24 protein-coding genes are annotated in these 26,151 nt (G+C 61.1%); 16 read left to right on the top strand and 8 right to left on the bottom strand.

All coding sequences use genetic code 11. The features are described 5' to 3' along the window. Positions 1 to 6: 6 nt before the first annotated feature. Both PSJE_RS29225 and PSJE_RS29230 read left to right on the top strand, forming a co-directional pair. Positions 7 to 486 carry an Lrp/AsnC family transcriptional regulator gene (locus PSJE_RS29225; protein ID WP_007937367.1) on the top strand — a complete coding sequence of 160 codons (480 nt, stop codon included), beginning with the start codon at positions 7 to 9 and terminating at the stop codon, positions 484 to 486. A 213-nt stretch (positions 487 to 699) separates the two neighbouring features. Beyond that, positions 700 to 909: a DUF2788 domain-containing protein gene (locus PSJE_RS29230; RefSeq protein ID WP_015096955.1), complete on the top strand. Its 210-nt coding sequence runs from the start codon at positions 700 to 702 to the stop codon at positions 907 to 909. Here PSJE_RS29230 and PSJE_RS29235 read toward each other — a convergent pair. From PSJE_RS29235 to PSJE_RS29250, 4 genes are all read right to left on the bottom strand, one after another. Further along, positions 904 to 1,539 carry a pseudouridine synthase gene (locus PSJE_RS29235; RefSeq protein WP_057713174.1) on the bottom strand — a complete coding sequence of 212 codons (636 nt, stop codon included), beginning with the start codon at positions 1,537 to 1,539 and terminating at the stop codon, positions 904 to 906. The two genes, PSJE_RS29230 and PSJE_RS29235, sit on opposite strands and share 6 nt — an antisense overlap. A gap of 72 nt (positions 1,540 to 1,611) precedes the next feature. Then, positions 1,612 to 3,111 (bottom strand): AMP nucleosidase, encoded by a 1,500-nt coding sequence (gene amn / locus PSJE_RS29240; RefSeq protein WP_191622263.1) that lies wholly within the window; start codon positions 3,109 to 3,111, stop codon positions 1,612 to 1,614. A gap of 164 nt (positions 3,112 to 3,275) precedes the next feature. Beyond that, a complete protein-coding gene (locus tag PSJE_RS29245; protein ID WP_090451582.1) occupies positions 3,276 to 4,925 on the bottom strand; it encodes an acyl-CoA dehydrogenase family protein in 1,650 nt (549 codons plus the stop codon). A gap of 74 nt (positions 4,926 to 4,999) precedes the next feature. After that, complete coding sequence (locus tag PSJE_RS29250) at positions 5,000 to 7,384, bottom strand: hybrid sensor histidine kinase/response regulator (RefSeq protein WP_090451584.1); 2,385 nt, start codon at positions 7,382 to 7,384, stop codon at positions 5,000 to 5,002. A gap of 395 nt (positions 7,385 to 7,779) precedes the next feature. Between PSJE_RS29250 and PSJE_RS29255 the strand changes: the two genes are divergently transcribed. The 4 genes from PSJE_RS29255 to PSJE_RS29270 all read left to right on the top strand — a co-directional run bounded on the left by PSJE_RS29255 (position 7,780) and on the right by PSJE_RS29270 (position 11,305). Continuing rightward, positions 7,780 to 8,577: a hydroxymethylpyrimidine/phosphomethylpyrimidine kinase gene (locus tag PSJE_RS29255; protein ID WP_057713171.1), complete on the top strand. Its 798-nt coding sequence runs from the start codon at positions 7,780 to 7,782 to the stop codon at positions 8,575 to 8,577. 31 nt (positions 8,578 to 8,608) lie between these two features. Then, a complete protein-coding gene (thiE, locus tag PSJE_RS29260) occupies positions 8,609 to 9,232 on the top strand; it encodes a thiamine phosphate synthase (RefSeq protein ID WP_057713170.1) in 624 nt (207 codons plus the stop codon). A 10-nt stretch (positions 9,233 to 9,242) separates the two neighbouring features. Next, on the top strand, positions 9,243 to 10,526 hold the full coding sequence (gene hemL, locus PSJE_RS29265; RefSeq protein ID WP_056728829.1) for a glutamate-1-semialdehyde 2,1-aminomutase: 1,284 nt from the start codon (positions 9,243 to 9,245) through the stop codon (positions 10,524 to 10,526). Positions 10,527 to 10,750: 224 nt separating this feature from the next. After that, entirely contained in the window at positions 10,751 to 11,305 is a 555-nt protein-coding gene (locus PSJE_RS29270) for a tetratricopeptide repeat protein (RefSeq protein ID WP_057713169.1), read from the top strand. A gap of 130 nt (positions 11,306 to 11,435) precedes the next feature. Here the strand turns inward: PSJE_RS29270 and PSJE_RS29275 are convergent, their stop codons facing one another. Beyond that, positions 11,436 to 11,765, bottom strand: coding sequence for a DUF1820 family protein (locus tag PSJE_RS29275; protein ID WP_008052403.1), 330 nt, complete (start codon positions 11,763 to 11,765; stop codon positions 11,436 to 11,438). A gap of 134 nt (positions 11,766 to 11,899) precedes the next feature. On the opposite strand from PSJE_RS29275, the gene miaB reads away from it, so the two are divergent. The 5 genes from miaB to lnt all read left to right on the top strand — a co-directional run bounded on the left by miaB (position 11,900) and on the right by lnt (position 17,304). Further along, on the top strand, positions 11,900 to 13,228 hold the full coding sequence (gene miaB, locus PSJE_RS29280) for a tRNA (N6-isopentenyl adenosine(37)-C2)-methylthiotransferase MiaB (protein WP_015096961.1): 1,329 nt from the start codon (positions 11,900 to 11,902) through the stop codon (positions 13,226 to 13,228). A 204-nt stretch (positions 13,229 to 13,432) separates the two neighbouring features. Further along, positions 13,433 to 14,440 carry a PhoH family protein gene (locus PSJE_RS29285; RefSeq protein ID WP_008022966.1) on the top strand — a complete coding sequence of 336 codons (1,008 nt, stop codon included), beginning with the start codon at positions 13,433 to 13,435 and terminating at the stop codon, positions 14,438 to 14,440. Next, positions 14,433 to 14,927: an rRNA maturation RNase YbeY gene (gene ybeY, locus PSJE_RS29290; protein WP_057713168.1), complete on the top strand. Its 495-nt coding sequence runs from the start codon at positions 14,433 to 14,435 to the stop codon at positions 14,925 to 14,927. Before PSJE_RS29285 ends, ybeY begins: the two co-directional genes overlap by 8 nt. A 5-nt stretch (positions 14,928 to 14,932) precedes the next feature. After that, the gene (locus PSJE_RS29295) at positions 14,933 to 15,772 is read left to right on the top strand and encodes a CorC family transporter (protein ID WP_046028710.1); all 840 of its coding nucleotides are present in this window, start codon (positions 14,933 to 14,935) and stop codon (positions 15,770 to 15,772) included. 8 nt (positions 15,773 to 15,780) lie between these two features. Then, complete coding sequence (gene lnt, locus PSJE_RS29300; protein WP_090451586.1) at positions 15,781 to 17,304, top strand: apolipoprotein N-acyltransferase; 1,524 nt, start codon at positions 15,781 to 15,783, stop codon at positions 17,302 to 17,304. Positions 17,305 to 17,352: 48 nt separating this feature from the next. Here the strand turns inward: lnt and PSJE_RS29305 are convergent, their stop codons facing one another. Together PSJE_RS29305 and PSJE_RS29310 are read right to left on the bottom strand one after the other, a co-directional pair. Next, a complete protein-coding gene (locus PSJE_RS29305; protein WP_090451588.1) occupies positions 17,353 to 18,114 on the bottom strand; it encodes a YdcF family protein in 762 nt (253 codons plus the stop codon). A gap of 104 nt (positions 18,115 to 18,218) precedes the next feature. Then, positions 18,219 to 18,539, bottom strand: coding sequence for a hypothetical protein (locus PSJE_RS29310; RefSeq protein WP_057713165.1), 321 nt, complete (start codon positions 18,537 to 18,539; stop codon positions 18,219 to 18,221). A 281-nt stretch (positions 18,540 to 18,820) separates the two neighbouring features. Between PSJE_RS29310 and leuS the strand changes: the two genes are divergently transcribed. From leuS to PSJE_RS29335, 5 genes are all read left to right on the top strand, one after another. Further along, complete coding sequence (leuS, locus tag PSJE_RS29315; RefSeq protein ID WP_090451590.1) at positions 18,821 to 21,427, top strand: leucine--tRNA ligase; 2,607 nt, start codon at positions 18,821 to 18,823, stop codon at positions 21,425 to 21,427. Positions 21,428 to 21,514: 87 nt separating this feature from the next. Further along, positions 21,515 to 22,120, top strand: a complete 606-nt coding sequence (locus PSJE_RS29320; protein ID WP_090451707.1) for an LPS-assembly lipoprotein LptE — start codon at positions 21,515 to 21,517, stop codon at positions 22,118 to 22,120. Between the two features lie 39 nt (positions 22,121 to 22,159). Further along, positions 22,160 to 23,197 carry a DNA polymerase III subunit delta gene (holA, locus tag PSJE_RS29325; RefSeq protein ID WP_090451592.1) on the top strand — a complete coding sequence of 346 codons (1,038 nt, stop codon included), beginning with the start codon at positions 22,160 to 22,162 and terminating at the stop codon, positions 23,195 to 23,197. A gap of 207 nt (positions 23,198 to 23,404) precedes the next feature. Continuing rightward, positions 23,405 to 23,569: an alternative ribosome rescue factor ArfA gene (gene arfA / locus PSJE_RS29330; protein WP_003228536.1), complete on the top strand. Its 165-nt coding sequence runs from the start codon at positions 23,405 to 23,407 to the stop codon at positions 23,567 to 23,569. A 61-nt stretch (positions 23,570 to 23,630) separates the two neighbouring features. Further along, entirely contained in the window at positions 23,631 to 24,953 is a 1,323-nt protein-coding gene (locus PSJE_RS29335; protein WP_090451593.1) for a lytic murein transglycosylase, read from the top strand. Positions 24,954 to 25,070: 117 nt separating this feature from the next. On the opposite strand, the gene PSJE_RS29340 is transcribed toward PSJE_RS29335, so the two are convergent. Continuing rightward, complete coding sequence (locus PSJE_RS29340) at positions 25,071 to 26,021, bottom strand: S66 peptidase family protein (protein ID WP_057713161.1); 951 nt, start codon at positions 26,019 to 26,021, stop codon at positions 25,071 to 25,073. Between the last annotated feature and the right edge of the window lie 130 nt (positions 26,022 to 26,151).

The raw sequence follows: 26,151 nt of genomic DNA on the forward strand, positions 1-26,151 counted from the left end.
CGATTGATGAGCAAGCTCGACCGTTACGACCTGAGTATTCTGGCGGAATTGCAGCGCGACGCACGCATCTCCAACCAGGAGCTGGCCGAGCGCATCGGCCTGTCGCCTTCGCCGTGCTCGCGGCGGGTCAAGCAACTGGAAGACGACGGCTACATTTCCCGCCAGGTCGCCCTGCTCGACCGCAAGATGCTGGGCCTGAGCCTGACCGCTTACGTGCTGATCGGCATGGACCGTCACACGCCGGAGCGTTTCGAGAATTTCGAAGCGGCCATCCGCACCCTGCCCCAAGTGCTCGAATGCAGCCTGGTGACCGGGATGGATGCCGACTATCAGCTCAAGGTCGTGGTGCCGGACATGGATCACTACCAGAAACTGCTGCTGGGGCATCTGACGCGGATTGAAGGCGTGACCAGCGTGCGCTCGAGTTTTGTGTTGAATCAGGTGTTGAATAGCACCGAACTGCCTTTGACTCATCTGCGCAGCTGAGGACGCCATCGCGAGCAAGCTCGCTCCCACAGGTTTTGTATGGATCACGATACTGCGGTCAACACAAAACTTTGTGGGAGCGAGCTTGCTCGCGATGGGGCCGGCACAGGCGACGAATGACTGCGACACACCGACGCAGGTCAATACTGCACGAAGCCAGTGCGGCGTATACTCGCCGCGCCCTTTTAGCCTCGCCTGTGCTGGAGATATTCGATGGATCCTGCCGTTTTCGAAGAATGGATGATGACCGGTCTGGTCACGATCCTGATCATTTTCATGGGTTTCATCGTCTGGGATCTGGCGAAAAAGTCCAAGGCCGGGCGCTTTGGCTCGTTCATTCTGTTTTTCGTGCTGGGCTTGGGCGTGGCGGCGTTCATCATCAAGAGCGTGGTGATCGGCCTGATCGAATCCGGCACTTTATAAGCGCGCCGGTACTTCTTTCCACTGTCCCTGATCGAGCCCTTCGATCGTCCAGTCGCCGATCCTGACTCGCACCAGGCGCAAGGTCGGCAACCCGACCGCAGCGGTCATGCGCCGCACCTGCCGGTTGCGTCCTTCGCGAATCACCAACTCCAGCCAGCTGGTCGGCACGCTTTTACGAAAGCGAACCGGTGGATTGCGTGGCCACAGCTCAGGCTCGTCCAGTTGCCGTGCCTCGGCGGGCAAGGTCATGCCGTCATTCAATTCGACGCCGTCGCGCAAGCGCTGCAACTGTTCGGTGTTCGGCTCGCCCTCGACCTGCACCCAATAGGTCTTGGCCAGCTTGTGTTTCGGGTCGGCGATCCGCGCCTGTAGCTGGCCGTCGTTGGTCAGCAGCAACAAGCCTTCGCTGTCGCGGTCCAGCCGTCCGGCCGGATAGATTCCCGCTACATCGATGTAATCCTTGAGGGTCGCGCGCCCTTCGCCGTCGCTGAATTGCGTCAGCACATCGAAAGGTTTGTTGAACAGGATCAGCTTCGGCTCGGCTGGTGGTGCCTTGGCGACACGACGCGGGGCTGATGGGGATGGCTTCGCGCCGGGGCGACGGGAAGGTGGACGAGATGGACGCGACATGGGCAAAACAACATCTAACGGTCAGGGCTGCTAATGCTAGTGCCCTGACCGCCAAATGACCATGACAAACCGTTAGCGGAACGGCGGCTCGTCGAAGCTGCGCAGTTTGCGCGAGTGCAGCGAGTTGAGTTCGGTGCGCAACAGATCCACCGCCTCGATACCGATCTTCAGGTGCTGGCTGACCGCGCGCTCATAGAAAGCGTTGGCCGAGCCCGGCAACTTGATTTCGCTGTGCAGCGGCTTGTCCGAGACGCACAGCAACGTGCCGTACGGCACTCGCAAGCGATAACCCTGCGCGGCAATGGTGCCGCTTTCCATGTCCACCGCCACGGCGCGGGACAGGTTGATCAGCGGCCGTTCCTGCGCCCAGCGCAGCTCCCAGTTACGGTCGTCGTAGGTCAGCACGGTGCCGGTACGCAGGCGTTTCTTCAGTTCGTCGCCCTTCTCGCCGGTGACGTTGGCCGCCGCTTGCTGAAGCGCGAGCTGCACTTCGGCCAACGCCGGAATCGGAATGTTCGGTGGTACCACCCGGTCGAGAATCCCGTCGCGACGCATGTAGGCGTGGGCCAGCACGTAGTCGCCAATGGTCTGCGACTGACGCAGGCCGCCGCAGTGACCGATCATCAGCCAGCAGTGCGGGCGCAGCACGGCCAGGTGGTCGGTGATGTTCTTGGCGTTGGACGGGCCGACACCGATGTTGACCAGGGTCACGCCGTGGCCATCGCTGGCGATCAGGTGATAGGCCGGCATCTGGTAGCGGTGCCAGACCACCCCGGCGGCAATCGCCGAGGCTTCGCCGTGATCCATGCTCTTTTCGATGATCACGTTGCCCGGCAGCACCATGCGCACGAAACGCGGGTCGTTGCGCAGTTGCTCCAGACCATGGACGATGAACTGATCGACGTAGCGGTGATAGTTGGTCAGCAGAATCCACGGCTGCACATGCCGCCAGTCGCTGCCGGTGTAATGCACCAGTCGGCGCAGGGAGAAATCCACTCGCGCGGCATCGAACAGCGCCAACGGCAGCGGATCGGTGTTTTCCCAATCGTACAGACCGTCGGCAATGCCGTCGGTCGCCGCCGACAGGTCGGTACTCGGGAACACCCGCGCCAGCACGGGGGCAGTGACACCGGAACCCGCCAGCTCATCACCCTGCTCGACCACATACGGATACGGGATGTTCTGCTGGCTGACACCGACTTCCACGGTCACGGTGAAGTCGTGCATCAGCGGAACGAGCTGTTCCAGCAGGTACTTACGGAAAGCCGAGGGATGGGTGACGGTGACGCTGTAGGTGCCCGGCAGCTGAACCTTGGCGTAGGCACGGGTGGTCTGCGGGACTTCGCCCTGGCAGTGATAGGTCAGGCGCAATTCGGGATAGCGGAACATCGAGCGCTGTTCTGCATCGGGCTCGACGCGATCCTTGAGGTAGCGCTTGAGCGCCTGGCTCAGCGCGGTGGTTGCACGATTGTGCAAGAGTGCAAGCCGATCCACGGCTTGCTCGGCGGTTTGAACGACAATAAAAGCTTCGGTCACGATCAGCATCCTGTGTTCTGACTTGCAGACCTTCATCTTGCCTGCATCGTCGCTTCACGGGAACAGTGGCATTGACTGAGTACAGAGAACAACTGTGGGAGCGAGCTTGCTCGCGATAGCGGCGCATCAGTCAACATCACTGTTGAATGTTGATCCGTCATCGCGAGCAAGCTCTCTCCCACAGGAGTTTACGGCGCTGATCAGAAGCCTTGAGGAGTCGAACGGGCGACAATCGCTTCCACGTCCAGGCCTCGTGGTAACGCGCCGTACACTCGGCCGCCGCCATTCAGGCGACTGGCGATGAAGGCATCACTGACCACCGCATTACCGGCTTCCAGCAACAGCTTGGCCTGCAGCCCCAGGGCAATGTCTTCAGTCAGTTGCCGGGCGCGGTACTGGATGTCGCTGGTGTCCTTGAAGGCCGCCTGCAATTGATGGATGTGCGCAGCCAGGCGCTTGTCGCCATGGCCATCGCCCAACTCGCTGAACAGCGCATCGAGCACGCCTGGTTCTTTCGACAGGGCACGCAGCACGTCGAGGCACTGCACGTTACCGGAGCCTTCCCAGGTCGAATTCACCGGCGCCTCGCGGTAAAGCCGCGGCAGGATGCTGTCTTCGACATAACCCGCGCCGCCCATGCATTCGGCCGCTTCGTTGATCATCGCCGGCGCCCGTTTGCAGATCCAGTACTTGCCCACCGCCGTCACCAGGCGGGCGAATTTGGCTTCCTGCGAATCATCCAGATGATCCAGCGCCCGGCCCATGCGCAGGCTCAACGCCAGGGCCGCTTCGCTTTCAAGCGCCAGATCCGCCAGTACGTTCTGCATCAACGGCTGTTCGCTGAGCAGTTTGCCGCCAACCGATCGGTGAGCGCAGTGATGGCTGGCCTGGGTCAGCGCCTGACGCATCAGCGAACTGGAACCGACCATGCAATCGAAGCGGGTCATGGCGACCATCTCGATGATTGTCGGAACGCCACGGCCCTCTTCACCGACCATCCACGCCAATGCTCCACGGAACTCCACTTCGCTGGAAGCGTTGGAGCAGTTGCCGAGCTTGTTCTTCAGGCGCTGGATATAGAACTGATTGCGCGTGTCGTCCGGACGATGGCGCGGCAACAGGAAACAGGTCAGGCCCTTGTCGGTCTGCGCCAGTGTCAGGAAGGCGTCGCACATCGGCGCCGAGCAAAACCACTTGTGCCCCACAAGTTCATAGGCCTGGCCCGGACCGCTGGCGCCGACCGGATAGGCCTTGGTGGTATTGGCCCGCACGTCGGTACCACCCTGCTTCTCGGTCATGGCCATGCCGATGGTGACTCCGGCCTTGTGGACCATGCCGACATTGCGCGGGTCGTATTCGGTGGCGAGGATTTTCGGCAGCCACTTTTGCGCCAGGTCCGGTTGCAGGCGCATGGCCGGAACGCTGGCGAAGGTCATGGTCAGCGGGCATCCACTGCCGGCCTCGGCCTGGCTGTGCAAATAGGTCATGGACGCGCGGGCGACATGGGCGCCGTCCTGCGGGTGCGCCCAGGGCAGCGAGGTCAGGCCGTGTTCGACCGCCGTGCGCATTAATTGATGATAGGCCGGATGAAACTCCACCAGATCAATGCGATGACCAAACCGGTCATGGCTGTTGAACACCGGCTTGTTCTGATTGGCCAGGAACCCGGCCTCCATCAACGGGCCACCGGCCAGCGCGCCATAGGCGTCGATCCGCGATTCGGCCCAACCGGCCCCGAAGCGCCGCGACCATTCCTGCAACGGCAAGTCAATGCGGTACAGGTTGGCGCCGTCCAGTGACGGTGGCTGGTTGGTGACTTCGTGGGTTTCGGCGAACTGATGCAGGTTCATGACAGGGCTCCTTTGGTCGGCCAAGGGACTTCAGTTAAGCACCGCCCCTCGGCCGATCAAAGTGTCATATACGCCTAACTGTCGGCGCTTTCGCCCTGTTGCGGGCAGAGCACACGGCGGTAGAGCGCGGCCTGCAAGTCTTCGAATTTCACCGGTTTGCTCAAGTGATCAATCACTGCGCCGGTCGGGCAGCGCTCACGGTCACCGCTCAGGGCGATCATGAACAACGGCAGCTCGGCATAACCGGGTAACGCGCGGATCCGGCAGCACACCGACTCACCGTCCGGCAGCGGCAACTGACAATCGACCAGCACCGCGTCAATCACTTCGCGCTGCAACAGATCGAGCGCGACATCGACGCTGTTGGCTGTACGTACGCGAAAGCCCAGCTTGAGCAACATGCCGCGCATCACCAACTGGCTGATGCTGTTGTCATCCACCAACAGCACGGCACAATCCTGGGGCAAGCGCAGGCGCGGAAAATCCCGGGTCATCAACGGCGTCACCGGACGTTCGGCCGCCGGCAACCCGACTTCCACATCCAGCTGAAACCGGCTGCCGCGCCCTGGCTCGGAGCGATGAGTCAGTCGCCCACCGAGCAATTCGACCAACTGTCGGCAAATCGCCAGGCCAACCCCCAGGCCACCGTATTCACGGGTCATCGAGCCATCGAGCTGGAAGAACCGTTGATACATCGTGGCCTCCCCTAGATCGGTGAAACCAATGCCCGTGTCGATCACCGCAAAGGTCAACGCCAGCCGGTCGGGCTCGATGGTCTTGCCGGTCACCCGCAGCGCCAGACCGCCGACCTTTGTGAATTTGATGGCGTTATCCAGCAGGCATTCCAGGCACTGCGCGATCTTGACGTTGTCGCCGAGCAAGCGATCCGGCACACCTGGCGCGACATCGACCTTGAAGTCCAGCGACTTGCTCGATGCGTTGCCCTCGAACTGCGTGCGCAGTGCCTCGACCACGCCACGCAAGCTGAAGGTGTCGGCCGAGGCCTTGAGTTTGCCGGCCTGCAATTCGGTGAGGGTGAGGATGCCGTTGACCATGCGCATCATGTCCCGCGCCGACCCCGAAGCCGTCTGCTGGTAGTACTCGAGTTCCGGGTCCATCTCGACCGTCTGCATCAGCTCCAGTGAACCGATCACACCATTCATGGGCGTGCGCAACTCGTGGGTCAGGGTGGCAAGGAACTCGTCCTTGAGCTTGTTACTGTGAGCCAGTTGCTGGTTGAGGACTTCAAGCTTCTGGCTGGCGTCGAACAGGGTTTGAGCCTGCTGCTCGCGCATGGCGTTGATGCGGTCGGCCAGCGCCAGGGACAGCAACGCCACTTCGATGGCCGAGCCGATCTGACTGGAATACATGGTCAGGAACACGTTCGGCAGGTATCCAAGCACCATCAGCGTATTGACGATGCCACCGAGTAAAAACGCCGACCAGGCAATGATGAAATACCGCGCCACCCGCAGGCCCCGCAGCCAGGCAAAGATCCCGGCGGCAAAAATCACCACGGTGAATGTCAGCGCCAGGGCCGTGGCCAGGCGCAAGGCCAGGGCATAGCTGGTCATCAATGACAGGCCGATCACCAGCGCACTGAAGGCAACCAGCGCCAGCAACAAGCGGTCAAGCCAGCGACTGTGGGTAGCCATCTGCAGGAAACTGCGGGCGAACTGACTGCCGAACAGCCCCGCACAGCCGATGAAAAACGGCGTCGCAGCGTTAGCCCACCACGGATTGTCCGGCCAGAAATACTGCACGGCCGCACCGTTTACCGACAGCTGATACAAGCCGAACGAGGCGATATAAAAGATGTAGTAGAGGTAACTGGTGTCGCGCACGCTGAGGTAGATGAACAGGTTGTAGACCAGCATCCCCAGCAGTACGCCGTAGATCAGCCCCAGTACGTAGAGGCGCACGGGCTGCTCTTCGAGGTAGGCGGTGCTCGACCACAAGGTTACCGGCGCCTGGATCGAGCCTTCGCTTTGCAAGCGCATGAATACGGTTTCGGCCTGGTCCGGCTTGAACGTCAGGTCGAACAGATAGTTGTTCTGACGAATCTCGCGGCTGGCGAAGGGCAAGGCATCGCCGGTCTGCCTGACCAACTGATAGTTACCGGCCGCATCAGGCAAATAGAGATCGAGATGATCGAGGGGCGGATAGGCCAGTTCCAGCAGCCAGGTCCTTTGCGCCGCCGGATTGGCTGGACGGTAATGCAGGTCGATTTTCAGCCAGAACACCGAACGCGAGTACCCGGCGTTAAGCGTATCTTTGTGGTGCGGCTTGAAGTTGCCGGCCGCCGCTTGCGCACGGATATCCGCGATGGTCGCCTGACCACCTGCGTCCTCATAGACCTGCAGGGTTCGGCCCAAGGGGAGGCTTTGAGTGAACTCATCGAACTCGACGGCGTTTGCCAGGAGGGGCAAACACAACAGCAACATCAGCAAATAGCGCATTGAAGCCCCAGCGTGGCCTGTCCGGTTCTGTCAGGAAGCCCCCCATTCCTTTTGAGCAGACGTAAAACCGGTATCACCTGTTATTGGTTTGGATCCACTCTAGCATAGCCGTTGATGGCCAATGAGAACCACAGAAATTTTTCCTACAAAGGCTCTAGAACGGGCGTTCCAGCAACACCAACGAACGATTATCAATGACAGGAATATCAATGTGGCGAGGGGGCTTGCCCCCGTTCGGCTGCGAAGCAGTCGTAAAACCAGCCGACTCGATGAACCTGACGGGTCACTGGGGCCGCTTCGCTGCCCAACGGGGGCAAGCCCCCTCGCCACAATGTATCGACCAAACACACTGCCACAACACCCGAAAAACAGGTTTGGTGGTAAGCTCGCGCACCATGAATATCTACAGCTCTCGCCCCGTTGTCCTCTGTCTCTCCGGCCACGACCCAAGTGGTGGCGCCGGCTTGCAGGCAGATATCGAAGCCCTGCTCGCACAGGGTTGCCATGCGGCTCCGGCCGTCACCGCCCTGACCGTGCAAGACACCGTCAATGTCACTGACTTCCGCGTCCTGGACCGTGAGTGGGTACTGGCCCAGGCCAATGCCGTGCTCAACGACTCCGAAGTCGCCGCCGTCAAACTGGGCATGCTCGGTTCCCTGGAAATGGTCGACACCGTGGTCGAACTGCTTTCGGCGCACCCGCACTTGCCGGTGGTCTGCGACCCGGTGCTGCGCGCTGGCGGCGGCGGACGCCTGGGCAAGGACGAGGTCGGCTACGCCATGCGGGAACGCTTGCTGCCCCTTTCGATCATTGCGACCCCCAACCTACCCGAAGCCCGCATCCTCGCCGAACTGCCCGAAGGCACCGCGGACGAGTGCGCAGAAAAACTCCTGCCGTTCGTCAAACACCTGCTGATCACCGGCGGCCATGGCGACGAAACCGAAATCCACAATCGCCTGTACAGCCGCGACGGTCTGCGCGAAACCTTTACCTGCCAGCGTTTGCCGGGCAGTTATCACGGTTCCGGTTGCACCCTGGCCAGTGCGCTGGCCGGTCGTCTGGCCCAGGGCGAAAACCTCGCCAGTGCCGTGCAGACCGCGCTTAACTACACATGGCGCACCCTGCGTGATGCCGAGCAACTAGGCAAAGGCCAGTTCGTGCCGCGCCGCTTGCCACTGGATTTCTGCTCGTAACTTCTATTTGTAATGCGGTGAGGCTTGTCCGATGAAACTACGTGGCCTGTACGCCATTACCGACAGCCATTTGCTGGACGGTAAGCTGCTCAAGTACGTGGAGGCGGCGCTGGAAGGCGGCGTCACCTTGCTGCAATACCGCGACAAGAGCAGTGACGAAGCCCGTCGTCTGCGCGAAGCCGAAGCCTTGCGTGATTTATGCGAACGCTACAACACCCGGTTGATCATCAATGATGACGCTGAGTTGGCCGCACGCCTGAATGTCGGCGTGCACTTGGGTCAAACTGATGGTCCATTGTCTCCGACCCGCGCCCTGCTGGGTCGCGATGCAATCATCGGTTCGACCTGCCATGCGCAACTCGACCTCGCCGAACAGGCCGTCAAAGAAGGCGCCAGCTACGTCGCGTTCGGCCGCTTCTTCAATTCCAACACCAAACCCGGCGCCCCGACCTGCAGTCTCGACCTGCTCGACCAGGCACGCAGCAAACTGCACCTGCCGATCTGCGCGATCGGCGGCATCACCCTGGAAAACGCCGCGCCGCTGGTGGCCCATGGTGTCGACCTGCTGGCCGTGGTGCATGGCCTGTTTGGCGCCGAGAGCACGGCTGAAGTAACCCGCCGCGCCCGCGCATTCAATGAATTACTAAAAGTCTGAGAGCCCGATCATGTCTCGTTCCGAAACGCTGTTTGCCAATGCCCAGAAACACATTCCCGGTGGCGTGAACTCGCCGGTTCGCGCGTTCAAGAGCGTCGGCGGCACACCGCTGTTCTTCAAACACGCCGAAGGCGCCTACGTCACCGACGAAGATGACAAGCGCTATGTGGATTACGTCGGCTCCTGGGGTCCGATGATTCTCGGCCACAGCCACCCGGACGTACTGGACGCCGTGCGCAAACAGCTTGAGCACGGCCTGTCCTACGGCGCCCCGACCGAGATGGAAACGCAGATGGCCGACCTGGTCTGCTCCCTCGTGCCATCGATGGAAATGGTGCGCATGGTCAGCTCCGGCACCGAAGCGACCATGAGCGCCATTCGCCTGGCCCGTGGCTTCACCGGCCGCGACAGCATCATCAAGTTCGAAGGCTGCTACCACGGTCACTCCGACAGCCTGCTGGTCAAGGCCGGTTCCGGCGCACTGACCCAAGGCGTACCGAGCTCGGCCGGTGTACCGGCGGCATTCGCCAAACACACCCTGACCCTGCCGTTCAACGACATCGACGCGGTAGAAACCATGCTCGCCGAAGTCGGCCAGGACGTGGCCTGCATCATCGTCGAGCCAGTTGCCGGCAACATGAACTGCGTGCCGCCGGCACCGGGTTTCCTCGAAGGCCTGCGGACCCTGTGCGACAAGCACGGCGTGGTGCTGATTTTCGACGAAGTGATGACCGGTTTCCGTGTCGCCCTCGGCGGTGCCCAGGCGTACTACGGCGTGACGCCGGACCTGACCACCTTCGGCAAGATCATCGGTGGCGGCATGCCGGTTGGCTGCTTCGGCGGCAAGCGCGAAATCATGCAGCGCATCGCCCCGCTGGGCCCGGTGTACCAGGCCGGTACGCTGTCCGGTAACCCGCTGGCGATGGCCGCCGGCCTGACCACCCTGCGCCTGATCAGCCGCCCGGGCTTCCACGCCGAGCTGACCGACTACACCACTCGCCTGCTCGACGGCCTGCAACAGCGCGCCGATGCGGCCGGCATTCCGTTCGTGACCACCCAGGCCGGCGGCATGTTCGGCCTGTACTTCAGCGGTGCCGACGACATCGTCACCTTCGATGACGTCATGGCCAGCGACGCAGCCCTGTTCGGCCGCTTCTTCCACCTGATGCTCGAAGGTGGCGTGTATCTGGCACCGAGCGCATTCGAAGCCGGTTTCACTTCGATCGCCCACGGCGAAGCTGAACTGAAGCTGACCCTGGACGCCGCTGAGCGCGCCTTCGCGGCCTTGAAGTAACGTTCAAATGCTGACGCTGGCCCTTGCCAGCGTCAGCTTTCGCCTACGTTCCCACGATTTTTCCTACTCATCTGCTAATAATCCCCCGCAAAGTGGGCGATAAATTTCCCGTGCAGCAGAAAAACGAGTAAAGACTTTGTAAGGTTGGCCCTGCTTATTTCATAATGCGCGCTTATTGGATCCCTCGATGGGTCCGCGCGCCCTTCAGAGGTAAGTCGATTCCCATGAACCGCACCGGCCGCACCCTTGCACTGGGCTGCCTGTTGCTTCTTCAGCCCCTGCTCGCGCACGCACAAGCAGGCGGCAACTCGTTGTTAATCCCAGCGATGGGTCGCTGCACCCTCAATACCCAGCCGCAAGACCTGGAACAGGCGCTCGCCGCCTGCCAGAAAGCGTCGGAAGAAGGGGATGCGCAAGCGCAATACGAGTTGGGTGAGTTCTACTACGAAGGCAAAAACACGCCGCGCGACCTCAATCAAGCCCTGAGCTATTTCGAAAAAGCCTCGCTGCAAGGCCACGCCCAGGCACAATTCAAACTCGGCACCATGTTCTTCCACGGCGAAGGCGTGCCGGCCAATAACGTTCAGGCGTACATCCTGCTGAAGATGGCGGCGGTCAACGGCGCCGAAGAGGCCCTGGACACCGCCGACGAAGTCACCGAAAAGATGCCCCGCGAAGAACTGGAGCTTGCTACCCAGGTGCTCGGGCAAATCTTCCGTAAATACTTGATGGAATTGCAGAGCGCCGATGGGCGTACGCCGTTCGCGCCACTGCCCTGACTTCCGTGTTGTTCTGACTGGCCCAATCGCGAGCAAGCTCGCTCCCACATCCGACTGCATTCCCATATGAGAACTCGGTCAACTGTGGGAGCGAGCTTGCTCGCGATTGGGGGCGACCCGGTCTTGAGCCTTACTTCTCAGGCATCGGCATCGGAAACGGCATGACATTGCCGACCGCGCCACGGGCTTCGCTGATTTTCGGTGTTCCCATTCGCTCGACTTCATCGATACGCACGATCGAATGCATCGGCACAAAACTGCGCACTACGCCTTCGAACTGAGCCTTGAGCTTTTCTTCGCTCGGATCGACGACCACTTGCGTGCGCTCGCCAAAGACGAACTCTTCCACTTCCAGAAAGCCCCACAGATCACTTTGATAGATCTGCTTGGCGTACATTTCGAACACCTGGCCCTGATTGAGGAAAATCACCTTGTAGATTGGAGCTTCACGTTTGGTCATGGTGGGCGAAACACATCGGGGGATAAAAATGAGGGCGCGAACTATAGCATAGCCATCGGACGCGCAGCGGTAGGAACCTGGGTACATGTTCCCTATAATGCGCGGTTCTTTGAATCACGTGATGACTCTATTCCATGGCCAAGAAGCTTTACATCGAAACCCACGGTTGCCAGATGAACGAGTACGACAGCTCGCGCATGGTCGATCTGCTGGGCGAACATCAGGCCCTGGAAGTCACCGCTCGCGCTGAAGACGCCGACGTGATCCTGCTCAACACCTGCTCGATTCGTGAACGTGCCCAGGATCGTGTCTACTCCCAGCTCGGCCGCTGGCGCGAACTGAAGCTGGCCAACCCGGACATGGTGATCGCCGTCGGCGGTTGCGTGGCCAGCCAGGAAGGCGCGGCCATTCGCGATCGCGCACCGTACGTCGACGTTGTCTTCGGCCCGCAGACCCTGCACCGCCTGCCGGAAATGATCGACGCCGCGCGCATCAGCAAGCTGCCGCAAGTCGACGTCTCGTTCCCGGAAATCGAAAAGTTCGACCACTTGCCCGAGCCCCGCATCGACGGCCCGAGCGCTTACGTGTCGGTGATGGAAGGTTGCAGCAAGTACTGCACGTTCTGCGTGGTGCCCTACACCCGCGGTGAAGAGGTCAGCCGGCCGTTCGACGACGTGATTGCCGAGATCATTCACCTGGCCGAAAACGGCGTGCGGGAAGTGACGCTGCTGGGGCAGAACGTCAACGGCTATCGCGGCCTCACCCATGACGGGCGCCTGGCCGACCTGGCCGAGCTGATCCGCGTGGTCGCCGCGGTCGATGGCATCGACCGCATCCGCTACACCACGTCGCACCCGCTGGAGTTCTCCGACAGCCTGATCCAGGCCCACGCCGACGTGCCGGAGCTGGTCAAGCACCTGCACTTGCCGGTGCAATCGGGTTCGGACCGCATCCTCGCGGCGATGAAACGCAACCACACCGCGCTTGAATACAAATCCAAACTGCGCAAACTGCGCGCCGCCGTGCCAGGAATCTGCATCAGCTCGGACTTCATCGTCGGCTTCCCCGGCGAGACCGAAAAAGACTTCGAGCAAACCATGAAGCTGATTGCCGACGTCGGCTTCGACTTTTCCTACTCGTTCGTCTACAGCCAGCGCCCGGGCACACCGGCCGCCGATCTGGCCGACGACACTCCGGAAGAGCTGAAGAAAGAACGCCTGAATGCCCTGCAGCATCGCTTGAACCAGCAAGGTTTCGAGATCAGCCGACAAATGGTCGGCTCGATCCAGCGAATCCTGGTGACCGATTACTCGAAAAAAGACCCGGGCGAGCTCCAAGGCCGGACCGAGAATAATCGTATCGTCAACTTCCGCTGCGACAATCCGACCCTGATCGGCCAGTTCGCGGACGTGCACATCGATGCCGCGCAGCCGCACTCGCTGCGGGGCTCGCTGATCCAGTAACACTGCATTCCACTGTGGGAGCGAGCTTGCTCGCGATAGCGTCAGGCCAGACAACTCATATGTTGAATGTCAGGCCGTCATCGCGAGCAAGCTCGCTCCCACAGGGACTGCGTACGACGTTGGTTATTTAAGAGCTTTCGCACCCACGCCACTGGCGCTATCCTTGAACTCATCACCATTGCCCCAGGGCGGCTAAATACGACCTTGAACGCACCCATAGAACCACATCGTTTCATCCTCGAGCCTTTTGAAGCTCGCCGCTTCGCCAATCTGTGCGGGCAATTCGACGAGCATTTGCGCTTGATCGAACAGCGCCTGACCATCGAGATCCGCAATCGCGGAAACCAGTTCGAGCTGATCGGCGAACCCAAACACACCACCTCCGCGGAAAACCTCCTGCGCCGCCTGTACCGGGAAACCAAGGGTACCGAGCTGTCGCCGGACATGGTGCACCTGTTCCTGCAGGAATCGGCCGTCGAGCAGCTGGACAACCACTCCCCCGCCGAACCGTCCGTGGCCCTGCGCACCAAGAAAGGCATGATTCGCCCCCGCGGCTTGAATCAGCTGCGCTACGTGAAGGAAATCCTCGGTAACGATATCAACTTCGGCATCGGCCCGGCCGGTACCGGCAAGACCTACCTGGCTGTCGCCTGCGCGGTGGACGCACTGGAGCGCGAGCAGATTCGCCGCATCCTGCTGGTTCGTCCGGCGGTCGAGGCGGGTGAAAAACTCGGCTTCCTGCCCGGCGACCTGTCGCAAAAAATCGACCCGTACCTGCGCCCGCTCTACGACGCGCTCTACGAAATGCTCGGCTTCGAATACGTCGCCAAGCTGATCGAGCGCCAGGTGATCGAAGTCGCGCCGCTGGCCTACATGCGCGGCCGCACGCTGAACAACAGCTTCATCATTCTCGACGAAAGCCAGAACACCACGGTCGAGCAAATGAAGATGTTCCTGACCCGGATCGGCTTCGGCTCCACGGCCGTCATCACCGGGGACATCACCCAGGTCGACCTGCCACGCGGCACCAAGTCCGGCCTGCACCACGTGATTGAAGTGCTCAAGGATGTGCCGGGGATCAGCTTCACCCACTTCCAGCCCAAGGACGTCGTGCGCCACCCACTGGTACAGCGCATCGTCGAAGCCTACGAGCGCTTCGAAACCAAAGCGGCCGATGATGCCGCCGCCAAGGATAGCCGCCGCGATGCTTGAGCTTGACCTGCAAATCGCTACCGAAGCCTGCGCCCCCAGCGAGGCCGAGTTCCGCCAGTGGTGCGAACTGGCCCTGCGCCAGCGCACCGCCGACTCGGAGATGACCATTCGTCTGGTCGACGAAGCCGAAGGACGCGAGCTGAACCACACCTGGCGGCAAAAGGACTACGCAACTAACGTCTTGTCATTCCCGGCCGACGTGCCGGATGAGTTCCTCGACATCCCGCTGCTGGGCGATCTGGTGATCTGCGTGGCCGTGGTCGAGCGCGAAGCCGCTGAACAGGGCAAGGAGCTCAAGGCCCATTGGGCGCATCTGGTGATTCACGGCTGCTTGCATCTGCTTGGTTACGACCATATTGATGACGAAGAAGCCGAAGAAATGGAAGCACTGGAACGAACGTTGCTTGCAGAACTGGGCTTTCCCGATCCGTACGCGGACGACGAAACCGACGCATTCCCTACCGAAACAACAAAGGATTCAGAGTAATCGCTATGAGCGAAGATCGATCGAGCAACGGGCAGAAGTCATGGCTGGGTAAACTCACCCAGGCTTTTGCCCACGAGCCGAAAAACCGCCAGGAGCTGCTGGAGCTGCTGCGCGATGCACACCAGAACAAACTGCTGGACAGTGAAGCGCTGGCCATCGTCGAAGGCGCCATCCAGGTGGCTGACTTGCAGGTCCGGGACATCATGGTCCCGCGCTCGCAGATGGTCAGCATCAAGGCGACCCAGACACCCCGCGAGTTCCTGCCTGCCGTGGTCGACTCGGCCCACTCCCGCTACCCGGTGATCGGCGAAAGCCATGATGACGTGATGGGCGTGTTGCTGGCCAAGGACTTGCTGCCGTTGATCCTCAGGGAGAACGGCGACAGCTTCAACATCAAGGACCTCCTGCGCCCAGCCACCTTCGTGCCGGAGTCCAAGCGCCTTAACGTGCTGCTGCGCGAGTTTCGCGCCAACCACAACCACATGGCCATCGTCATTGACGAGTACGGTGGCGTGGCAGGCCTGGTGACCATCGAAGACGTGCTGGAACAGATCGTCGGCGACATCGAAGACGAACACGACGTCGAAGAAGACAGCTACATCAAGCCGCTGCCCAGCGGTGATTTCCTGATCAAGGCCCTGACACCGATCGAGAACTTCAACGAGTTTTTCGACAGCGAGTTCTCCGACGACGAATTCGACACCGTTGGCGGCCTGGTGATGAGCGCGTTCGGGCATTTGCCAAAACGTAACGAAATCACTGAAATCGGCCCGTACCGCTTCCGCATCCTGAACGCCGACAGCCGTCGGATTCACTTGCTTCGCCTGACGCCCATTGCTCGCTAAGGATTGAAATGCGCTGGACAACCCGCCCCGGCTGGCCCGGTAACCTGCTGGCCGTGGCGGCCGGTGCAATCACCACACTGGCCCTGGCGCCGTTCGATATCTGGCCCCTGGCACTGCTCGCCGTCGGCCTGTTCTATGCAGGCCTGCGCGAGCTGAGCCCACGTCAGGCACTAGGGCGCGGCTGGTTTTTCGGTTTCGGCCTGTTCGGTGCCGGCACCAGCTGGATCTACTACAGCATTCACCACTTCGGCGGCGCGTCGGTATTGCTGGCCGGTTTCCTGATGCTGCTCTTCACGGCGGCAATTGCCTGGTTCTTTGCCCTGCCCGCCTGGATATGGGCGCGCTGGCTACGCCGAAATGAAGCGCCGCTGGCCGACGCCCTGGCCTTCGCAGCGCTGTGGGTCGGCCAGGAAGCCTTCCGCGGCTGGTTCCTGACAGGCTTCCCGTGGCTGTATTCCGGGTACAGCCAGCTCGATGGCCCACTGGCCGGGCTCGCGCCTGTCGGCGGGATGTGGCTGATTTCCTTCACCCTGGCCCTGACAGCTGCATTGATCTACAACGGCTTTCGCCTGGTTCGCACGGGGCGCAAAGGCTTCATCGCAGCCGGTGCATTGCTGCTGGTCGGGCCATGGCTGCTCGGCATGGCCCTCAAACATCATGCCTGGACCAGCCCTTCAGGCCCGCCACTGAGCGTCGCCGCCGTTCAGGGCAACATCGAACAAAGCATGAAGTGGGACCCGACGCAGCTCAACGCGCAACTGGCGCTGTATCGCGACATGAGTTTCAGCTCCAGGCGAGTCGACCTTCTCATCTGGCCGGAAACGGCGATCCCGGTGCTCAAGGAGTCCGCCGAGGGCTACCTGAACATGATGGGCAGCTTCGCGGCCGAGCGTAAATCGGCGCTGATTACCGGCGTCCCGGTCCGCATGGAGGTCCACCACGAGAAGCGCTTCTTCAATGGCATCACCGTTGTCGGCGAAGGCGACGGCACCTACCTCAAGCAAAAACTGGTGCCGTTTGGTGAATATGTTCCGCTGGAGGATCTGTTGCGCGGGCTGATCGCCTTCTTCGATCTGCCGATGTCGGACTTCGCCCGCGGACCATCTGACCAGCCGCTGCTGCAAGCCAAGGGTTATCAGATCGCGCCGTACATCTGTTATGAAGTGGTGTACCCGGAATTCGCCGCCAGCCTCGCCGCCCGCAGCGACCTGTTGCTGACCATCAGCAACGACACCTGGTTCGGCACCTCCATCGGTCCGCTGCAACACCTGCAGATGGCGCAGATGCGTGCGCTGGAGGCCGGCCGCTGGATGATCCGCGCCACCAACAACGGCGTCTCCGGCCTGATCAACCCGTTCGGTCAGATTACCGATCAGATCCCGCAGTTCGAACGCGGCATCCTGTATGGCGAAGTGGTGCCGATGCACAACCTCACGCCGTACCTGGAATGGCGTTCGTGGCCATTGCTCATTCTCTGCGTGTTGTTGTTTGGCTGGGCGCTGGTTGCGAGCCGGATGGCGAAGACTGTCTGAAATCATTTGTGGCGAGGGAGCTTGCTCCCTCGCCACAGGGATTAGCGCTCAACGATAGAACAACGAATAACCGATCTGCCCCACCGCCTCGTTCATCAACTGCCCGTTCTGCCAGATCGCCTTGTACTCCGGCATCCAGCCTCCCAGTGGCCGCGCATTGTCGCCGCTCAGAAACCCTACCGGCGCCGGCACCACCTCAAACCCGGCCTTGCGGAAGCTCCAGACCGCTCGTGGCATATGCCCGGCATGAGTCACGAGCACCACACGTTTGATGCCCTGTGGTAGCAACACCTGGGCGCTGAACTGCGCATTTTCCCAGGTCGTGCGGCTGTGCCCTTCCTGCCAGCGCACGGTCACGCCAAAATCGTCGCGCAAGGAATCAGCCATCATCTGCGCTTCGCTTGGCGGAGTGCCGTAATGCAAGCCGCCGCTGGTCAGTACCGGCAGGCCGGAAGCCTTGGTCAGTCGCGCGGCAAAGCGCTGGCGCTCCAGGCCTACACCCGTGGGCTGGTCGGCACCCCAGGCCACGTCACCGCGCTCGCGCCCGGAACCAAGGACGACGATGGCGTCCGCGCGCTGCCCCAGCACTGCCCATTCGTCGCGGGCCAGCGGTGGCTCGCGCTCGAGCAGGCGGGCACTCCACTGCACCACCACCGGCAGGCTCATCAGCCAAAGACCACCCAGCCCCAGTGCAAAGCACACACCGGCGAGCCTTGGCCTTGAGCGGCGCAACCACCAGGCAAGCAAAAGCAGCAGCAATAGAATGCCGGGGGGCAAAAGAAGTTGTTTTACAAAGTAACGAAAAGGCATCGAGCATCTCCTGGAGATGCCCGAAGCCTAAGTGGGTTAGCGCAATGCGACAATCAATACAGAAGAACTATGCTTCAAAAAACCATTGAGCACGGCTCTGCGTCTTATTTGAACTGCAAAGACCGGACCTTTACCGCGTCTCTGCCGGGAACCTTGTCCTTGAGCCAGATGATCTTGGCCGAACGTGGTGCGTCGAGTTGCTTTATCGCCTCTGACAAGCATCCGTGCGTCTCACGCTCACTGCGATCCAGATACGCCTTGATCAATGCAAACTCTGCGGAGCTCAGGCCACGCAGTTCCAGTTCCAGAGGGCGTACGTCGCGCAACCGGCCAGCAGTTCTTGCCGCTTCCAAGGCCAGGGCCAAACGATCGATCAGCCTTTCGTACAGCTCCGGTTTTGTAGCTTTTTGCTGTGACTCAACCATCCCTCACCTCATTGGAAGATAAGACCTACTCCCCAGTTAGAGCTTAGCTTCCATGAACAAACCGGCTGAGCGCCGCGACCAACGGCCCTCGCGGCGGTTTTTGCGGGACGCGCGGCAGCAATCAGGGTTTCCCTCGGTAGAGCGCGGTCATGTATGCTACGGCGCTTCCTGTAACTCCACTTCCAGCTCGGCTGGACATCGAAAACGCCAATGCGGCGTGATCAGCGTCCAGCGTTGCATTGAAGAGGATTAGGCCACCCCTATTCAGTTCAAAAGTAGCCATGCACGAACAATATCAGCCCCGTGAAATCGAAGCCGCCGCCCAGTCGTTCTGGAACGAGCAAAAGTCCTTTGAAGTCAGCGAACAGCCAGGCAAGGAGACTTACTACTGCCTGTCGATGTTCCCTTACCCCAGCGGCAAGCTACACATGGGGCACGTGCGCAACTACACCATCGGCGACGTGATCTCCCGCTACCAGCGCATGCAAGGCAAGAACGTTCTGCAACCCATGGGTTGGGACGCCTTCGGCATGCCGGCGGAAAACGCCGCGATGAAGAACAACGTAGCGCCCGCCAAGTGGACCTACGAAAACATTGCCTACATGAAATCCCAGCTGCGCAGCCTGGGCCTGGCGGTGGACTGGTCGCGTGAAGTGACCACCTGCAAGCCCGATTACTACCGCTGGGAACAATGGCTGTTCACCCGCCTGTTCGAAAAAGGCGTGATCTACAAAAAAAGCGGCACCGTGAACTGGGACCCGGTCGACCAGACCGTCCTGGCCAACGAACAGGTGATCGACGGTCGCGGCTGGCGTTCCGGCGCGCTGATCGAAAAGCGCGAAATCCCGATGTACTACTTCAAGATCACCGCCTACGCGGATGAACTGCTGGAGAGCCTGGACGAACTGACTGGCTGGCCTGAACAGGTCAAGACCATGCAGCGCAACTGGATCGGCAAGTCCCGCGGCATGGAAGTGCAGTTCCCGTACAACGTCGATTCCATCGGCGAAGCGGGCGCGCTGAAAGTCTTCACCACCCGTCCGGACACCCTGATGGGCGCGACCTACGTCGCCGTCGCCGCCGAGCACCACCTGGCTACCCTGGCCGCACAGAACAACCCTGAGCTGCAAGCGTTCATCGCTGAATGCAAGGGCGGCAGCGTTGCGGAAGCCGACGTTGCGACTCAAGAGAAAAAAGGCCTGCCGACCGGCCTGTTCGTTGAGCACCCACTGACCGGTGAAAAGCTACCGGTATGGGTCGCCAACTACGTGCTGATGCATTACGGCGACGGCGCGGTCATGGCTGTTCCTGCCCACGACGAGCGCGATTTCGAATTCGCCCACAAATACAACCTGCCGGTCAAATCCGTGGTGCGCACCAGCTCCGGTGACAGCAACCCGGCGCCATGGCAAGACGCCTACGGCGAGTACGGCACGCTGATCAATTCCGGCGAGTTCGACGGCCTGGACTTCGCGGGCGCCTTCGACGCTATCGAAGTCGCGCTGATCAAGAAAGAACTGGGCGCCTCGCGTACCCAGTTCCGTCTGCGCGACTGGGGCATCAGCCGCCAGCGCTACTGGGGCTGCCCGATCCCGATCATCCACTGCGGCACCTGCGGTGACGTGCCGGTACCGGAAGATCAACTGCCTGTCGTGCTGCCGGAAGACGTCGTACCCGATGGCGCCGGTTCGCCACTGGCGCGCATGCCCGAGTTCTACGAGTGCAGCTGCCCTAAATGCGGCCAGCCTGCCAAGCGTGAAACCGACACCATGGACACCTTCGTCGAGTCCTCGTGGTACTACGCCCGCTACGCCTCGCCGCACTTTGAAGGCGGCCTGGTGGAAAAATCGGCGGCCGACCACTGGCTGCCGGTGGATCAGTACATCGGCGGTATCGAACACGCGATTCTTCACCTGCTCTATGCGCGCTTCTTCCACAAGCTGATGCGCGACGAAGGCCTGGTGAGCTCCAACGAGCCGTTCAAGAACCTGCTGACCCAAGGCATGGTGATCGCCGAGACTTACTATCGCCGCGAAGCCAATGGCGCTTACACCTGGTTCAACCCGGCGGACGTCGAGCTTGAGCGTGACAGCAAGGCCAAGGTCATCAGCGCCAAGTTGAAAGCAGACGGCTTGCCGGTGGAAATCGGTGGCACCGAGAAGATGGCCAAGTCGAAAAACAACGGCGTCGACCCACAGTCGATGATCGACCAGTTCGGCGCAGACACCTGCCGCCTGTTCATGATGTTCGCCTCGCCACCTGACATGAGCGCGGAATGGTCCGACTCCGGCGTCGAAGGTTCGCACCGTTTCCTCAAGCGCGTCTGGCGCCTGGCTCAAGCCCACGTCACTCAGGGCCTGCCGGGCAAACTGGACGTCGCCAGCCTGAATGACGAGCAGAAAGCCGTTCGTCGCTCGATCCACCTGGCCATCAAGCAGGCCAGCCAGGACGTCGGCCAGAACCACAAGTTCAACACCGCCATCGCTCAGGTGATGACGCTGATGAACGTACTGGAAAAAGCCGCACAAGCCACCGACCAGGATCGCGCACTGATTCACGAAGGCCTGGAAACCGTGACTCTGTTGCTGGCTCCGATCACGCCGCACATCAGCCACGAGCTGTGGAATCAACTGGGTCACGCCGATCCTGTGATCGACGCCGGTTGGCCGGTGGTGGATGACAGTGCGTTGGTACAGGACAGCCTGCAACTGGTGATTCAGGTCAACGGCAAGCTGCGTGGCCACATCGAAATGCCGGCCAGCGCCAGCCGTGAAGAAGTCGAAGCCGCCGCCCGTGCCAACGAGAACGTGCTGCGCTTCGTCGACGGTCTGACCATTCGTAAAGTGATCGTAGTGCCCGGGAAACTGGTCAATATCGTCGCCAGCTAATTGGATCAGGCGCCAGGTGAGCCTGGCGCCGAGTAAAACCTTTCGGGCCGCTTGATCGGCCCACATGGTTTCAAGGGGAGCAACAAGATGATCAAACGCAATCTGCTGGTGATGGGCCTCGCGGTTCTGCTGAGCGCCTGCGGTTTCCAGCTGCGCGGCACCGGCACCAATGAACTGGCGATCAAGGAACTCGACCTGAGCGCCCGTAACGCTTATGGCCCAACCGTTACCCAGTTGCGTCAGGTACTGATTGGCAGCGGCGTCAAGGTCTATACCGGCGCTCCTTACAAGCTGGTACTGACCAATGAACAGGAAAGCCAGCGCATCCTCACCTACGCAGGTGCCGGTCGTGCCGGCGAGTACCAAGTCACCACCGTGTTGAGCTACGACATCCGTGGTCGCGGCGATCTGCCCCTGTTGAGCGACAAGCTTGAAGTGCAGAAGATCTATATGCACGACGGCAACAACTTGGTGGGCTCTGACCAAGAAGCTGAAACGGCCCGGACAGAAGGCCGCCGGGAGTTGGTTCAACGCATGATGCTGCGCCTGGAACAACTGAGCCCCACCCAACTGGACCAGTTGCAGCAGACTGCCGAAGCCAGGGCCAAGGCTGACGCCGCGGCGCTGGAAGCGGCAAAGAAGGCTGAAGCGGATACCCCGCGTCAGTCGCCTGTCGAACTGCCACAGCAGTAAGACTTACGGGGCGCCTGTGCGCCCCGTTCGCCATCTCTTATGAAGCTCGCCCCCGCCCAACTCGCCAAACACCTGCAAGGCGCCCTTGCGCCGGTCTATATCATCAGCGGCGATGACCCGTTGTTGTGCCAGGAGGCGGCCGATGCTGTTCGCACTGCCGCCCGCCAGCAGGGATTCGATGAACGCCAGGTGTTTGCCGCCGACGCCAGTTTCGACTGGGGGACGCTGCTGCAAGCCGGTGCCAGCATGTCGCTGTTCGCCGAAAAGCGCCTGCTGGAACTGCGCCTGCCGTCCGGCAAACCCGGCGACAAGGGCGCTGCCGCGCTGATCGAGTACTGCTCGCGCCCGGCCGACGACACCGTGCTGCTGATCAGCTTGCCGAAACTCGATGGCAGCGCACAGAAAACCAAGTGGGGCAAGGCGCTGGTCGAAGGACAACAGACCCAGTTCGTGCAGATCTGGCCGGTCGATGTCGCCCAACTGCCAAACTGGATCCGCCAACGTTTGTCCCAGGTCGGGCTTTCCGCCAGCCAGGACGCCGTTGAGCTGATCGCGGCACGGGTCGAGGGCAACTTGCTGGCCGCCGCCCAGGAAATCGAAAAGCTCAAACTGATGGCCGAAGGGGGTCAGATCACCGTTGAAACCGTGCAGGCTGCGGTGGCCGACAGTGCGCGCTTCGACGTCTTTGGCCTGACCGATGCGGTTCTCAATGGTGAAGCAGCCCATGCCTTGCGCATGCTCGAAGGGTTGCGCGGCGAAGGCGTCGAGCCGCCGGTGATTCTCTGGGCCCTGGCCCGAGAGTTGCGCCTGCTGGCCAATATTTCGCTGCAATACAGTCAGGGCACGCCACTGGACAAGGCTTTCAGCCAGGCCAAACCTCCGGTCTGGGACAAACGAAAACCCTTGATGAACAAAGCCCTGCAACGCTACTCGGCGCAACGCTGGGCGCAATTGCTGCTCGAAGCACAGCGCATCGACGCGCAGATCAAGGGCCAGGCGGCCGGTTCGCCGTGGATGAGCCTGAGCCGGCTGACGTTGTTGATGGCCGGGCAACGCTTAACCCTACCCGCTGAGTAACCCCCCCCTGTACGAGCGAGCTTGCTCGCGATGGTCGTTAACGATAACGCAGACTTTCTGATTTAACGCAGCGCCCTCAAGTGCTTCGCGAGCAAGCTCGCTCCTACAAAGAACGGCGCTTTTTCCGACAGCCACCGGGACTAGACAGCCCCTCAACTTCGGCCGATGATTTGCCCCGCAAAAACCACTCACTTGCGAGGCACCATCATGAGCAAAAAGCCATCAAAGCATGGCCCCAACAAGGCCAAATCCATCATCGCCCAGCCATTGTTCCGCAGCCGCCAGGAGCGCCCCACCAAGGGCAAAGGCAGCTACCGCCGCGAAGCCTTCCAGTCTGACAGCTGGGAGGCTTCTTACTTTCTGGCTGCGTAAAGCAGAACCCCCCTTCAACATGTTAAGGTCTGTACCTGATTCGTATTCCCTGGACCCGTGCATGCCTTTTTGTCTTCCCCATCGTTGGCACTTACGCCAATTGATCGCTGCCTCCAGCCTTGTTTTGCTTGTCGCCTGTGCGGAAAAACCGACCGCAGCCGACGCTCAGCCGCTTCAGACACTTCCTGTCGCTACCGCCCCGGCGGTTGTTCCGCCGGTGGTTCCGACGGGTGAGAACCTCGACATCCAGCCTACCCAGACATTTGCCGAATGGCAGGCGGGTTTCCGCAAGGATGCCCTGGCCGCCGGTATCCGCGCCGATCTGTTTGATCGCGCTTTCGCCAATGTCAGCTTCGACCCCAGTGTGATTCGTGCCGATCGCAGCCAACCGGAATTCGCAAAACCGGTGTGGGAATACCTCGATGGCGCGTTGTCGCCGCTGCGGGTACGCAAAGGCCAGTCACTGATCGACCAGTACGCCGACATCCTGCAAGGCATCGAGCAGCGTTATGGCGTTGATCGTCAGGCGCTGGTGGCCGTGTGGGGCATGGAAAGCAATTTTGGCCAGTTCCAGGGCAGCAAGTCGGTGATCAACTCGCTGGCGACCCTGGCCTACGAAGGCCGCCGTCCCGGCTTCGCCCACGCGCAATTGATCGCGGCCCTGCAAATCCTGCAACAAGGCGACATCGAACCCGAAAAGATGCTCGGTTCCTGGGCCGGCGCCATGGGCCAGACCCAGTTCATCCCGACCACCTACAACACCCACGCCGTCGATTTCGACGGCGACGGCCGTCGCGATATCTGGAGCAGTTCGGCTGATGCCCTGGCCTCGACCGCGCATTACCTGCAAAGCTCCGGCTGGCAGAGAGGTCAGCCGTGGGGCTTTGAAGTCCAGCTGCCGAGCGGCTTCAACTACGTACTGGCCGATGGCACGATTCGCAAGAGTGTTGCCGAGTGGCGCCAACTGGGCGTTACGCTGCCCAACGGTGGCCAGGTCCCGGCAGGCTCGGAGCAACTGTCTGCGGCACTGCTATTGCCGGCTGGCTACCGCGGCCCGGCGTTCCTTGTGCTCGACAACTTTCGTGCGATTCTCAAGTACAACAATTCGTCGTCCTATGCCCTGGGGGTGAGCCTGTTGTCCGAACGCTTCAATGGCGCAGGCTTGATCAGCGGTACGTGGCCAAAGGATGACCTGCCTCTGAGCCGTACCGAGCGGATCGAGCTGCAAAGCCTATTGAGCGCGCAAAACTATGACGCCGGCACCGCCGACGGGATCATCGGCGCCAACACCCGCAAGGCTATCCGCAGCGCCCAACAGTCGTTTGGCTGGCCGGCAGATGGGTATCCGACGCACAAGTTGCTCGAAGGACTGCGTAACCGCTAAAAGCATCGCGGGCAAGCCCGCTCCCACAGGTTCAGGGGCGTTCACATGATTTGTGTACGACGCGGACACTGTGGGAGCGGGCTTGCCCGCGAAGACTGACTGACAGGCGATAAAAATCTAGCGCCTGGCCACCACATCCTGCTCCAGCATCAATTCCTTGTTTCCGGCATCCAGCCTGACCAGCGCCCCCATGGGTAACGTCAGGTTCGGGTCGCAATGGCCGCTGCGCCACCCGGACAGCACCGGAATCTTCAATGGCTCGAAGATCTGCTTGAGCAACCTGTCCAGCGCCGCCACCTCAACCCCCGCCACATCCCCGACCAACACGCCGCGCAGCTTGTGCAACGTGCCTGCCAGCCGCAGATGGGTGAGCAACCGGTCGATGCGATACAGCGGCTCGTTGATATCCTCGATCAACAGAATGACGCCCTCGGCGTCAATCTCGTAGGGCGTGCCCATGGTCGCGGCGATCATGGCCAGATTGCCACCGAGCAAGCGCCCGTGAGCCACGCCGGGCTCGATCGTGGTCAGCGGGTAGGCCACCGGATGCGCCAGCACTGTTCCCGCCCTCACCTTCCCTCGCAGCATGTTGAAGAACGAAGACTCGGTAGGTATTTGCTTCTCACCCAGCAGGTCGGCATTGAGCAACGGACCATGAAAGGTCACGAAGCCGGCATAACGACTGATCGCCAAATGCAGCGCAGTGATATCGCTGTAGCCGACGAACGGCTTGGCGTTGTCACGCAGCAAATCAAAATCGATGCGGTCGAGCAGCCGGGGCGTGCCATAACCACCGCGCAGGCAGATGATCGCATCCACCTCGCTGTCGGCGAACGCTGCATGCAGATCGTCGAGTCGCACCTCGTCACTGCCGGCCAGGTAGCCGTTTTTTTCGTAGACCCCGGGAAACACTTTCAGTGAATAACCCCGGGCACGCATCCATTGCACCGCCTTGTCGGTGTCCAGCGGCGCGGGACCGGCGGGTGCGATAACGCCGATCATGCCTTCCGACGGCAGTGCCGGGACGGGAGCATGAGGGCAAAGGGTGAGGGTCGGTCGAGCGGTCATCCGTGAATCTCCCTGCGTGAAAACATCAGCACACAGTAGTCAGGAACGGGGACAAACAGAAGAGGAACCGTTGCCCCGCAGGTTGCAGGAAAAGGCAGCCGTTGTCGTAGGTCAGGCAAAAAAACGCCCG

This window comes from Pseudomonas jessenii, from assembly GCF_002236115.1.
GTDB classification, from domain to species: domain Bacteria; phylum Pseudomonadota; class Gammaproteobacteria; order Pseudomonadales; family Pseudomonadaceae; genus Aquipseudomonas; species Aquipseudomonas jessenii.